The 12,955-nt window shown below is 61.9% G+C and carries 8 protein-coding genes; 3 read left to right on the forward strand and 5 right to left on the reverse strand.

The features are described from left to right. The first annotated feature begins 197 nt into the window (after window positions 1-197). Entirely contained in the window at window positions 198-689 is a 492-nt protein-coding gene (locus ACA361_RS26330; RefSeq protein WP_375016058.1) for a very short patch repair endonuclease, read from the forward strand. On the opposite strand, the gene ACA361_RS26335 is transcribed toward ACA361_RS26330, so the two are convergent. From ACA361_RS26335 to ACA361_RS26355, 5 genes are all read right to left on the reverse strand, one after another. After that, entirely contained in the window at window positions 683-2,563 is a 1,881-nt protein-coding gene (locus ACA361_RS26335; protein WP_375016060.1) for a DNA cytosine methyltransferase, read from the reverse strand. The genes ACA361_RS26330 and ACA361_RS26335 overlap by 7 nt on opposite strands. Before the next feature lie 279 nt (window positions 2,564-2,842). Further along, window positions 2,843-4,579, reverse strand: coding sequence for an AIPR family protein (locus ACA361_RS26340; protein ID WP_375016062.1), 1,737 nt, complete (start codon window positions 4,577-4,579; stop codon window positions 2,843-2,845). Further along, window positions 4,576-5,535 (reverse strand): PD-(D/E)XK motif protein, encoded by a 960-nt coding sequence (locus tag ACA361_RS26345; protein WP_375016063.1) that lies wholly within the window; start codon window positions 5,533-5,535, stop codon window positions 4,576-4,578. The genes ACA361_RS26340 and ACA361_RS26345 overlap by 4 nt, the downstream gene beginning before the upstream one ends. 29 nt (window positions 5,536-5,564) lie before the next feature. Then, complete coding sequence (locus ACA361_RS26350; RefSeq protein WP_375016465.1) at window positions 5,565-8,384, reverse strand: Z1 domain-containing protein; 2,820 nt, start codon at window positions 8,382-8,384, stop codon at window positions 5,565-5,567. Between the two features lie 2 nt (window positions 8,385-8,386). Beyond that, window positions 8,387-9,850, reverse strand: coding sequence for an ATP-binding protein (locus ACA361_RS26355; RefSeq protein ID WP_375016065.1), 1,464 nt, complete (start codon window positions 9,848-9,850; stop codon window positions 8,387-8,389). Window positions 9,851-10,294: 444 nt separating this feature from the next. Between ACA361_RS26355 and hisS the strand changes: the two genes are divergently transcribed. Both hisS and ACA361_RS26365 read left to right on the forward strand, forming a co-directional pair. Further along, on the forward strand, window positions 10,295-11,617 hold the full coding sequence (hisS, locus tag ACA361_RS26360; RefSeq protein ID WP_375016067.1) for a histidine--tRNA ligase: 1,323 nt from the start codon (window positions 10,295-10,297) through the stop codon (window positions 11,615-11,617). Window positions 11,618-11,640: 23 nt separating this feature from the next. Next, on the forward strand, window positions 11,641-12,252 hold the full coding sequence (locus ACA361_RS26365; RefSeq protein WP_375016069.1) for a hypothetical protein: 612 nt from the start codon (window positions 11,641-11,643) through the stop codon (window positions 12,250-12,252). Window positions 12,253-12,955 lie beyond the last annotated feature (703 nt).

Consider the following 12,955-nt stretch of genomic DNA (forward strand, 5'->3'; position numbering starts at 1 on the left):
ACGACCGACTCGGCGCAACGACCATGCCGCAGATTACGGGAGTCGCTGGAGTATCCGACTGGGAAATCAGGACAGCAGGACTGGGCGTGCGAGCGCAGCCGGATCTCCGAAGGTCACCGCTTGGTCTGCTGGACGGGTGGTTGGCGCTTGTGGGACCGGGATGCAGCACATGCTGCTGTTTCTGGGACACTGGTTTTATGTCCGGTTCAGGCGCAAAGCAACGCGGCGTTGCACCCCGAGAGGTGACGGCGGAGGCGTGGATTCCGACAGCCGAGGGTGCGCATCTGCGTGGGAGACGCACACGCGACACCAAGCCAGAGGTGGAGCTGCGGCGGGCCGTGCATGGGCTCGGCCTCAGGTTTCGGCTTCACCAGAGACTGGCAGGTAGATGTACCCCAGACTTTGTTCTACCGCGGTGGCGGTTGGCTGTGTTCGTGGACGGATGTTTCTGGCATGGCTGCCCGAAACACTCACCCACAAAGTTCAGAGGTCCTAACGCGGCGAAATGGGAACACAAACTAGCCGTCAACCGTGCTCGTGATGAGCGCAACAACGCTCTTCTAGCGGAGGCAGGATGGCGTGTTCTCCGTGTCTGGGAGTGTGAGATCAAGGCTGATCTCCAGGACGCTGCAGGTCGGGTGGCGACCACTGCCCGTAACCTGGATCTCCGTGCGTACGGACGTCAGTAAAGTCTGGCCTCGTCCCGTTTTCCCGCCGCGAACTGGCACCAGCGCTGGAGCGGACAAGTTGCGCAGAACGGCTCGTCACCCGGCAGACAGTTAGTCATCGACAGGTGGCGAAGAGCGGCCATTCTGACTGGTGCCTCGTTGCCACCGCCGATGAGCCGGGCGATTTCAACTCGACCTTCGGTGAGACGGTTCTGCATGTGTGAGGTGCTGCCGTTCACGCGTGCTGCGACGCGTAGTGGCCCCTGAGAGGCCAGCATGATGTCCTCGCCCATCAGTAGCATGAAGAGCGACTTCTCAGCTGGCTTCAGCTTGAGCTTACCGATCAGCGCGACGCTGTCATTCCAGATCTTGCGCAGTGCGGTGAGGTCTTCGATCCCAGACAGCCGCTTCAGTATACGTGCGTCATCTGAGGCGGCTGCATGGAGTTCATCCAGGTCCTTCCTGAGCAGTTTTACCCGTCCGCGCAGGTTGTTGAGGGCCCACTCCATACTGCGCGATTCGACCCGCGATGGGCCGAGCATTGCTACGACCAGGGCGACGGCTTGGTCGACGTGCTCGCCGGGGTACAGGTACCAGGAGCGTCCCTGACGCTGCCGGTCCGCCCACTCCGTAAGACTGTGGTGGACTTCCAGCCACCGGTTCTCTTTGAGCGCACTGTCGCCACTAGGAAGTAGGGCGGAGGCAGCCGCATGACCGAGCCGGGGAGGAACGGCATTGCCAATCTGTCGGAAGGCATCGCTGCGGGTGCCAGCGAACCGGAAGTGGTCCGGGAAAGTCTGGATGCGCGCAGCCTCACGAACGGTCAAAGTTCGGTGCTGTTCAGGATGGATGTACCAGTAGCCGTCCTTGGCGATGTGGGCTGTGATGGAGCGACTGTAGTCGTTCCAATCTAGGCGCTTGTACTTGTCATCAAACTGGTCCGCCCGGTATCGACGCAGGTGATCGGGTATCTCCGAGTACAGCGTCTTATGATTCATGAGTTTGAAGATCTCAAGATCGTCGTCACGCACCGGCCTGGTCATGTGGTCGTAAACCACGTCCGACTCGGTAGCTTCCCTACGCATGTCAAGGGCGTAGTCGGACACCTTGGATTGCGGCCGGTACGGCAGTCGTCGATCGCCAACTGGGTCGTCCTCGGGGAGCGCAGGGAGGTCTTCGATAGCTTGGCGTAGGTGCACCGGCCCGGAGAACGCAGGCCAAGGGAACTTGTCGCCGTCGCGCCGCGCAAGCACTATAAGGCGCTTGCGGTGTTGTGGAACGCCGTACCTCCAGGCGTCTACCAGGTTGACCTGTGTGAAGTAGCCGACACGTTCCAGTTCGTCCACAATGTGGCGAACCGCTCTGAAGTCGTCGCCCAGCGCCATGTCGGGGACGTTCTCCATCAGGACGGCACGGGGGCGCACCTGCAGGACAATCTCCAGGTAAGAGCGCCACAGCTCCTTACGCAGATCGAGCCTGTCGCGGACTCCGGCGTCGACCAAGCTCCGAATCTTGCTTCGACCTGCCCGGCTGAAAGGCTGGCAAGGAGGACCGCCAGCGATCATGTCGATCTCGGCTTCAGTCAGTAGCTCGATCAGCTGCTGACGCGCGTCGACATCAGCCAGGTCGACGTTGAGAGCGAGACCGGGGAAGTTCGCCCGATGGGTTTCCAACGCCCGCTCATCGGAGTCTACAGAGGCTGCTACGGTCCAGCCTGCCTGCTCCAGGCCGAGGCTCAGACCCCCTGCACCCGAGAAAAGGTCCACTGCGAGGCGGTCGCCGGCCTGGACACGTCGGCGGCACCACTCCGCGAACGACGCCTCGTCGATCGCATCAGGATGTATGGGTAGCCGGAGTACGTCACTGCGGTGCAGCTTCACCCCGTAGTACGACACCCCTGGCCTCCCTGATCACAGCTTGACAACCGCCACCAGGACAACACGTACGGCGCGAGTTCGCAACTCCTCCGCGTAGGTGGTGGACACCAACCCTGCCGCCTCTGGCATCCCGTTTCGCTCGTTCCGCCGCGTTGGCACCAAAATTTTACCGGTGCCCTTGAATGGCGCACTGAGCGCCCCCGGCTATGACCGGGCGTGTGCTGCTCTTCCTGTGCTCACAGTGACGATTCGAACACAATATCGACTCTACGTCAAGCGATTTGGCCTCGTGGATGCCTATGACAGCCGTACGCCATGCCATGACATGTCATGGACGAGCTTCCAGCACTCAGGCTTCTTGCACCACTCGGTCACGTTCCCCGAGCCCGGGGCCGCGAGGAGCACCTTCCGCACCGGACCGCAGAGCTCCCTGACGGCTTGGAGTAGAACTTCTGGCATAGCCTGCGCCCGCCAGACCAACTCGAGCGCATGGTCCACATCCAGGTCGTTGAGCAACCGGGCCACGGTGTAGGTCGTCACGTTGGCCAGGTAGCCAGCTTTTGGATGGAGTAGCTGGATTTCCCTGCGGGCTCGGTCAAAAATGATCTTTTTGGCGACCAGATCCTGGAAGCGCTTGATGGTTGGCAGATCGGCCCCCGCAAGTACTTGAAGGGTCCAGGCATTGAAGCATTTTTGAGCCCCCAGGCTCACAACATGAGGCTGTTGCTGAAAGGTCATTTCGTACTTGGCAGCATCAGTCTTGGTGAACTTGTGGCTCTTGGGGAAGTCCTGCTCGAATGCCTTGCGGAGCTTCGTAGCCGAGAACCTAGATCTGGCAACGTCGTACTGGCCGCGTACCCGTTCATAGTACCAGTGAGTCTGACGGGTAGAGCCTGCAGGCGCTGGAGCCCAGACACTGCGTGAGTGCTGTTCCAGCTGGATATGAAACGGGCTGTTGGACTCAAAATCCGCCTCGTTGATGGTGTTCTGTGAGTTGGCGTAGCGCGAAATCCGAGGGACCAGCTCGTCCAAAAGCCCGGGCGGAACCACCGTGATCTTCGCGGCGACCTGGACTCGACGCAGATCCGCATCGTCGCGCCGGACTGCGTGGTGGAGTGAGGCGGTGGTCTGTCCGCCGTTGACGATCTGGAAGTCGTGGAACCGAACAATATGGGGACCGCCTGGCCCCTCTTCGACTTCCACATTGGTGACTGTCGCAGAGATGCCGTTATTGTACGCTAGAAATCGGTCAGGCTGTGTGCGGATCGTCTCGTTGATCCCCTTGTTAACCTTCCCCCGCGCCTGAAGAAACGCACGAACGTTGCGTTGGAGCAACTTAGCCCCGTGGCGCTCGTATATGTCAGCGAGAAGTTTTCCGGGAAACACTGCCATTAGGCAATGATACTCGCTGTCGTCACTGGTGGCCGGGAGACAAGGGATCGGGGAGCCGAATTCGAGCATATTCAGAGTTATGGGCTCTTCCTGGCGTCCCGAGGTGGCAAGACGGCGGATGCGCTCGATATCCCAAAGTTCATAGACGACCGAAATGCCATCGAGGTCGTCGTTTTCGAGGCTGGTCAGCGTCGAGCGGCCGTCTGTAAAAAGAAAGATTCTAATCTTATCAATTTGCGACCAATGTGCATTGATCGTCTGTGCCATATCGAACTCTGGAGTGGACTCCTCCATCTGGAGGTGCCGGCCGTCCCGGCATGCTTGGGCAAAATTACGGGTCCACCGAAGGCTCTGAGCCACCTGATTTCTGAGTATTGTCTGCCCTCCCAGTGGATAGTCCACGGCGACTAGGTCCAAAACATGGCCCTCGTCACTCAAATAGTAGCCCGCAACCTCTATCCGGCTTCGGCCGTACTGGGCCAGGTGATAGCAGACGTGAATATCCTCCAGGGAACCGTCTTCGCGCAAGTGGTCAGCCACAATCCGCACGAATGCGTCGCGCTTGTACCAGCCGTCTTCTTGCTCGACTCGTTCGGTGACCTGCCTCTCAAGGTCGACGCCGAACTCCTCGACTGCGTTCACTGCTCCAACACCCCTCCGACTCCCTGAGAGAACGCTCCACGGACCAACGCCACGTCGACCAGGTGTTGCTCGCAGGCCGACAGATCGACAAGGTATGACACGCGAGACACACCTGGAGGTGTATCGCCAGAGGTGATTCGAGGGAAATCACCGGCGACTCGATAGCAGCGGCGGCGGGCCATCACAAAACGTTCGGGGTACTGGGAACGGTGACTGTCGAACCAACCCAGCTCCAGCAGGCGGTTCTCGAACTCAGCCAAGTCTGCATGGACATCGGAGTGCGACCGCAGTTCGTCCAGTAGCTCTCCGAGGGTGCTCCCGGACGTGGACTGGCCTATGACATGGTGGACCAGGAACAAGTTGGAGAGTCCGGTGGCATCCAACTGTCGCTCGTTCCTGATCCGGCAGAGATCGGGATTACGTGGTCCGACTGCTTTGACCTCGACGGCGGTGTCTTGGTGTTGGAAGTCGCGCGGCGCTCCGTCCGGTCCCAGCCAGGCACCCACGGCCGCAGGGCCGAGTGCAGGAAGGATGATTTCGCGAAGGACAAGCAGTTCCCCGAACAGGCCGAACCTAGCCTCGATGCCAAGCACACCGGGGAAGCCGCGGCCGAGCATCCTCCGCCAAGATTCCAACCGCCGAACCAGAGTTGCGGTACGAGCTGGGCCAGGTGACTCGAGGCGCTCGACGAGATCAGCCAGCAGAATACAGAAGATCGCTCTGTCGGTCTCCGGTCCTGACACGACCTCCAGCCGACCATGACGAATCCGGCAGGTGACACCTGCCGCCACCACCAAGTCCCGGTCAGGGGATGTCCCGTTCCCCTGTACCACCAAGGCCCATTCCCTGCTGGGCAGGCGGACCTCGGTGAAGACGTCCACCGGCAGCTCCGGGAGCAAGCGGCGACGAACGGCGCCGTGCCCGCTTGCGATGGCTTCGGCGGAGCGGAAAGACATCTCCAGCTCCTCCGGGGTTGGGTACGGCATCAGTCGTCCTCGGTTTCAGCGGTTTCGTCGAGCTCCCGGATCAGTTCGTTCATGAATACCTGGTTTACCCGATAGGTGACAGGTGACGCGTTTGTAGAATCCGGAAATGCAATGGAGTAGCCGATGACCGGGGTGTTTGCCGCGGCGACGCCAATCTTTGAGATCACTGGATCGACCGGGTAGATCATCAAGAGTCCCTCGCGAGGATCCCGCATCTTTCTCAGCGAATCGCCGCTTGCTCGCGCTGGAGATTGCGCACGGCCGCTTGCACGGAAGTCGCTGACCGTCATCGCAAACGCGCGCTCTACTGCCGAGGGGGGCAGACCGATCTCCTCATGAGATGGACTGACAAGGACACCGACCTCACACTCACCGTCTGGCACCCGAGCATGGGTGATCGTCTTGCGACGAACCATCGGGATATCTACTCCGTCGTATGCGAGCCGTTCGCGCGAACTGCCGCCGGTTATCGCCACTGTCCACCGAACCAGCTCGTCCTCTCCTAGCTGTTGCTGGATGTAGGGGATGAGATTGACAGGGCTGGCGGTGAGAACTCGAGGAGATACTATAAATCCGTTGAGAAATTCTAGAACGATCTCGACCGGAACGTTTTCTCGGAGCAGGCCCCGCCTGCCGGCTCCTGCCGCGCGTTCGTTAGGGACAAGGGAGAAGGGCATGATCGACTCAACCAGCCGGTTCAGCTTATCGGCGTTCGTGCGCATCGCCGTACCGTCAGTTCGCATGACCAGGGTCTCGGCTCTGGTGCCGGCAAGGCTGATCGACATCGTTCGCGACGACCGCATTTTGGCGTTTGCGGTCACCTGCAGATTTCCAGGACCGCCATCGAGCACCTTTAGGCCAACATCCTTTGGAGTGAGCTTCGCGCGCGCGATCGAGGCAGTGAGATCCATCAGCTCACGGTTGGCGCGCGTGATGTGGACGTAGTAGTTGACGAGCTGAGTGGTCGTGTACAGGCGCGTCGCGTCCAGGTATCCCGGTCGGTAGCCGAACCAACGGCCCATCTGTAGAAGTGTGTCGTACGTTCTGGACGTCCTGAGGTAGTAAGAGACCGTCAGACCCTCGAGAGTCAGCCCTCGCGATAGTTTGTCACCTCCTACAGCCACCACAGTGACCGGCGTAGAGGACTCGTAATCGAGTACATCCTCCGCCGTGCCGTTAATCTGTTTGACGTTGGAGGCAGCCTCGCCCAGTACTTCCGCTATCTGCTCTTCAACTTGGTGCCAATCGATGCGCGGCCCGACCTGCCCGTCGAGATCACTTCTTCCGGCCATTTCCTTGTAGGTCTCCATGAAGTCGTCGATCCACAGGTCATGCAGCCGCTGTTGAATCTCTCGTCCAGCTTGCCCCAGTTCGCCCCAGCTGGCGGCCATGTCCTTGAGGTGCTCGGCGATCCTGCGGGCCACCTCTCGTTGGACATCGGTGAATCGTGTTACATGGATTAGCATCGTGTTGTGTCCGCCAGCCTCGTCAAACTGCCGGTCACGGACACGACGTACGGCGGTAGACAATACAAAGGCATCGATGGCCTCCACAAGGGAGTCCGGGAGTTGGTTCGGCGGAATGTGTCCCTTCCTGTGCCCGTCTGGCATCCATAGGTGGTGGTCTTCCACATTGCGGATAATGGGAAGCGGTTCACGGATTTCAGCCGCGTTCGGATCTTCCAAGCCGAAAACAACCTCGGGGCCGCAGTAGTTCGATGGCGGCTCAAGAGCCATCATGAAACTTCTGGGGAAAAGATCCGCCCCATAGGTAAGGTGGTGTGTCTGGTCAGAGATGAAGATGTTGGCAAACGGGGTTGCGGTGTAGGCGAGGTAGGCTCGCTTTTCGAAAAGTTCGAGTAGCTCGCGGATGGCCTTATTGATCGCAGTCGGATCGTGCTCAGGGTCGCTGTAAGACCCTCCTCTGGCCGGCCGTTTAGTGTCGACGGACGCGTAGTCGGCCTCGTCGTCGATGAGCAGCATGGGGACGTCGTGCACCAGTTTGCGGTCGCCAACAGCCTCCGTGAAAGGAGTGAGCCAGTCCCTCAGATTGCGTAGGATGCGAGCGTTCTTCTTGGCTACCACCAGCACGGCTACTTCGTGAATGTTGACCGGAGAGCCCTGAAATTGGGCGGTTGTGAAGTCACTGGCCTGCGTTGTGACGGGAATGCAGACAGTCGATGTCCTCATCGGCAGCTTTCCCACGCCGATGTCGGCGGAGGCGTCAGTGTCACGCTCACGCGAAACCTTGCTGTTGAAACCGAGAAACTCCGTATCGAGACGCGCCTGAGTCTGATGCCGTAGGCTCTCGTGCTGGCTGGTGAGCACCACCACAAATCGGTAGCCTGCGTCTACCGCTTTGCAGATCACTCCGGTGTAGTTGGCGGTCTTCCCCGACTGGACCTGGCCATACACCATGCCATAGCTTTTCCAAGTGCCGGAACGTTTAGGGTCCTCCAATAGCCCCAGGATCTGCTCCGTAGTCTCGTCCAGTGCCTCCAGTGCATTTGATTTGAACTTGTTTCCCAGCCATGTGCGGTAGCGCTTCCAGTAAGCAAAATCGATCTGCCCTTTGCGGTCCTCCAACCATGGCAGATGGTCGACAGGGTTCGTGACCACGATGGCCTGTGGAACCCAGACGTCGAATTCAGCTTCCAGGCGTCGTGACACTTCTTTTGCATCCACGATCCCCGCTGCTGACAGCATGGTGGCGACCTCTTCGGCGATCTCCGCGAACCGCTCGGGAGTACGGTCCTGCTTCTCCAGTTTGAGCACCATCGGCTTGGCCAGGTTGAGCGCAGCCTCGAGGAGGTCCAGCATGGTCACGTCTCTTTCTGCAAGTCAGCATCGATGATCTCGCGTACGAGGCCTGGGTAGCGGCTGAAGGGTTCGGATTGGGCGAGTAAGTCCGCGAGCGCCGCTCGTTCGACTGGATCGGACGGAAGGCCCTGCAGAATCTCTCGGAATCCGGCCAGGGTGCGCTCAGCCTCCTCGGTAAGACTTTCCGGCTCCGCGCCGGGAACGGGATCGCTCACTTCGCGCATGATGAGGTCCGCGGGTAGGTAGGTCTCCACGAGCCGCATAAGGCCCTCGACCTTCTTGGCGTCTGCTCCTGTCAGAAGTGCGGCAACGACGGGATGTCCCCGGTTGATCCGATACTCCAACCGCCCGAGCCGCCTTACCTGTTGCCATACCGGGGCAATGCCTTCGAGTGTGCGCCGGGGATCGACCGGTGTACCGCGATGAGTGAACACCCTGGTCGAACGATCCCGCACGTCCTCAGCCAGTTCAGCCAAACGTTGAGAGATCTGATTGGGCGGCCGGACAAAAGATTTGCGGACATCCACCTCCCAGCTCAGATCAGCTCCTGGCGGAAGTGTCACCGCGACACGCGCGAGCCGCGTGTGGTTGGATTTATTCATGCCAGAGAAACCCAGCCATCCGCCAGCGAGGATCAATCGTTCCTCTCTGTAAATGTAGAAGCCCTGCCGGTCGAGAAAGCCGCCGGGCAGCCTGGCCTTCTCAACATCTCTGGGGCTGAGCCGTGAGGGGTGGGGCAGGACGAGAGGATTGACGACGATTCGGTGACCGTCGTGCTCCAGTACCTCGGACCCTCGATCCTGGGTGGCTGAGTGTCCTCGCAGATAGGGGTCGGCCGGCTGCAGCGCGGTGTTGCCAACGATCAGCTTGAGTTTGCCTCGCTCCAGGTAGATATGAAACAGCAATGAGAGTTCTCGTGAGGCTACCTGGATCCGGCGTCGGAGCGCGGAGCCCTCGTCCAGCTTGTCCAGCCTGCGCCATAGGACGACGGTGCCCGCGCCGGTGAATCCCAATTGATCGAGGATCATCCTGGCCTCGGGATCGATGTCGGAGCGTACGTACCACTCCTGACGCTTCGCGATCTCGTCGATGTCCCAGGTGCGCGCCGCCAAAGACCCGGAAGAGCCACGCGACAGGACAGTCAGCATGCGGGCCTGGGAGAGGGAGGCCGTTTTCAGCCCAAGCCCGAACCGCCCGAGGTCTCCCCGGGCTCGCTCCTTGGTGGGGGCGCGGGCAAAGCGCATCGCTTCCCGTAGCTGCGCATCGTCCATCCCGTGGCCGTCGTCTATCACTGCGACCCACGACTGTCCGGGATCGGAGCAGTAGCGGATCCATACTGTCGAGGCCTTGGCTGTGATGCTGTTGTCGATCAGATCGGCGAGCGCTGTGGGCAGGTCGTATGCCAGGGCGCGCAACGACTCGACGAGGTCCCCAGCGTACGGATCGAGCCGTTCTCCCTCGGGCACCTGCACCTCCGTCAGCCCCCGTGTGCCTCCTGCACACAGTCGAGGGTAGAGGGAGTCTCTGACAGTCGACAGGGGTAAGTCGAAGTGCAAAAGGGGAGCCCAGGGTCAAGTAGATCCTTCCTCCTTGAGTACAAGATCGCGTTGGGGGGGGGTGAGCTCCCGTTGCTTGGTGAGCCAGGTCCTGCGGCAGCGGGGCTCTGTCCCTACCGCGATACTTCGCAAAGTCGGTCGGTGGCGGTCGCCCACCTTGCCTTCCGGTGATATGCCGTAAAGGCGGTTGTTGGGTGTGCGCGGGCTTCGACGTTGTAGCGGTTCAGCGCAAGGGCCGCCAACAGCGTAGATACCATCGGAGGGCGATGGTCCATGTGCGCTGAGCGTCCGGAAGTGGACCGGTTCCATGACAGTCGCTCTCACGTCACGCGGTTACGGTGGTCAGGAGTTCCTATGGCGTCCCAGCAGTTCGAGCCCCCGTCGGGCACCCGTGACTTCCTCGCGGGAGCCTTGCGGACGCGTGAGCATGTGTTCGCGCGGATCCGTGAGGTGTTCGAGCGGTACGGGTTCGAGCCGTTGCAGACGCCGGCGTTCGAGCGGCTGGAGACGCTGACCGGCAAGTACGGCGACGAGGGCGACAAGCTGATTTTCAAGATCTTGCGCCGCGGTGAGCACGAGGCGACCGGGGAGGCCGACCTCGCGCTCCGGTACGACATGACCGTGCCGCTGGCCCGGGTGGTGGCCAACTACGGCTCGCAGCTCCCGACCCCCTACAAGCGGTATGTGATGGGTCCGGTGTGGCGCGCCGACCGGCCGGGGCGGGGGCGGTTCCGCGAGTTCGCCCAGTGTGATGTGGACGTGGTCGGGTCGGCGTCCCCGCTGGCGGATGCGGAGATCGTGTGCGCATTGGCCGATGCGCTGGACGCGGTTGGTGTGCGCGGATTCAGGGTGTTGGTCAACTCGCGGCGGGCGCTGTCGGGGCTGCTGGAGGCCTACGGGGTCCCAGAGAAGTTGGGCGGGGGTGTGCTGATCACCCTGGACAAGCTCGACAAGTTGGCCCCGGAGAAGGTGGCCGCCGAACTGGTGGAGGCACGGTCGTTGCCGGCCGACATCGCCAAGGCGCTGGTGAACGACCTGACCGCGGAGGACGCGGTGGAGCGGATGCGGGCCGCGCTGCGGGACAGCGAGGACGGCCGGGCTGGGCTGGAGGAGATCGACCGGCTGCTTGACCTCGTGACACCCAAGGTCGGCGAGGCACGGATCGCGTTCACGCCCAGCCTGGTGCGCGGCTTGGACTACTACACCGGCGTCATCTTCGAGGTGGTCGCCGAGGGCATGCCCGGCTCGATCGCCTCCGGCGGCCGCTACGACGGCCTGATCTCGGCGCTGGGCGGCCCGGACGTTCCGGCCTGCGGCGGCTCGTTGGGCGTGGAGCGCATCATCGGGCTGTTGGGCGATGACGCTGGGCAGACCGAGCGGACGGATGTCGCGCTGACGCTGATCGCGGAAGACACCGCCGCCGAGATGATGGGATTCGCCACGGCACTGCGGGACGCGGGCCTGCGCACCGAGGTGTATCTGGCGGCCAGCCGCAAGCTGGCCAAGCAGCTCAAGTGGGCCGCCGACCGGCAGGCGCGGTTCGCGGTCATCTACGGGGCGGCCGACAAGGAAGCGGGGGTTGTGGCGGTCAAGGACCTGGACTCCGGTGAGCAGGAGCAGGTCCCCGCCAGCGAGCTTGCCGCGTACCTCACCCGGAGGTGCGCGCCGGAAGGGTAGATCTGTCAGGAGGTCAGTGACCGATGGGTGTGCAAGGCGATCGCATCTTCGCTGAGATCAAGCAGCGCGGTTTCCCCGACCCCTGGTCGGACTTCGGGGAATGCCTGTCGTGGGAGTCGGCCTACTCCGTCCAGCTCAAGCAGGCTATCGAGACCGCCCGAACGGGAACCGACTTTCAATCCACGGCCACGGTCGATGAGCTGTTCCGGCTCAAGATTGACAACCTGACCGCCGCCCGCAAGCTCCTCGATGACGTCCTGGCCCAGTACGACCAGAACGGCATGTGGCAGCTGCTTGACGAGCGCGCCGCGCGACTGGACATCGAGGACGTGTCCGAGCGATGGGCTCGCGGACTCGTCGAGCACCCCTTCCCGATCGGACTGCTGTCGCTCCAGTTCAACTGGCGCTACATGAAGCAGCACGGCGTCCGCGCGTTCTACGAGATGACCTCCACCTACGTCGACGACCTGTACGCCAACACCCAGCGTTGGGCCCAGGCATGGAAGGCCGAGACCGAGACGGGGGTCGTCGACCGGCTCACCACCGTCGAATGTGACCTGGCCTCCGAAGAAGCCCCGATGCACTGCGACATCTGCCAGAAGACCATCGCAGCGCTGATTTACCTCGACGGGTAGCTGTCGAGGGAGGGATCGTCGCTGGGTCCTATGCGGCCCGTGGGCTTCGGTGGGAACTGCCTCGCCTGCGGGCCGCGGGGGCAGGCGCCCTAGATAGTGACACCCTGTAGCCGCTGAGGGAGCGCGCCCGCTCGCCTCTGCCGGGAGTTTGCTCACTGCTGGCCTGTGCGAGGTGTGTCGTCTCGTCCGCCCGGGAGGAGACCTGGCGAAGCTAACCCTCTGTAGTGACCTTGGGTTCGGGACGGCTTCCCGCAGAAGCGGGCAGTGGCCGCCTCGATGGGAACGGGAGGGCTGGGGTCCGGGTGCAGCTCATCGTTGGAGCGAAGCGGCTTTCCTGGGTAGTGGCCAGCGGCACCGTGCTGTGTCTCGCGGTGCCCCCCGTGGAGGCAGGTACGGGGACCAGGCTCGTCTGCCCGGACATCGGGGATACGTCGGCCAAGATTTATGACCGGGACAAGCTGTGCCGGAACCTGGACCGGGAGACCAAGAAGAGCTACCAGACCGGCAGGCCACCGAACTACGCCGCAGCAACGAAGAACTCGGTCCGGCAGCCCCGCCGGTCTACTGCCAAGCGTGCTTCGGGCAGCTCTCAGCACGCATCGGGGATGAGGCGTTCTCGTTCACCGAAGCGTTCCAAGGCGATCGGAGAGGGCCGGCGCGGCATGCCTGCGGCTCACGGCCACGCGCATGGACATCGTGAGAA

This window comes from Actinomadura sp. 21ATH (genome assembly GCF_041951345.1).
Lineage (GTDB): Bacteria > Actinomycetota > Actinomycetes > Streptosporangiales > Streptosporangiaceae > Spirillospora.

Bases quoted from the DNA above. Each gene is read 5' to 3' on its own strand.
- ACA361_RS26330 (WP_375016058.1), top strand. From the start codon at position 198: ATGTCCGGTTCAGGCGCAAAGCAACGCGGCGTTGCACCCCGAGAGGTG.
- ACA361_RS26345 (WP_375016063.1), bottom strand. From the start codon at position 5,535: ATGTCTTTCCGCTCCGCCGAAGCCATCGCAAGCGGGCACGGCGCCGTT.
- ACA361_RS26350 (WP_375016465.1), bottom strand. From the start codon at position 8,384: ATGCTGGACCTCCTCGAGGCTGCGCTCAACCTGGCCAAGCCGATGGTG.
- hisS (WP_375016067.1), top strand. From the start codon at position 10,295: ATGGCGTCCCAGCAGTTCGAGCCCCCGTCGGGCACCCGTGACTTCCTC.
- ACA361_RS26365 (WP_375016069.1), top strand. From the start codon at position 11,641: ATGGGTGTGCAAGGCGATCGCATCTTCGCTGAGATCAAGCAGCGCGGT.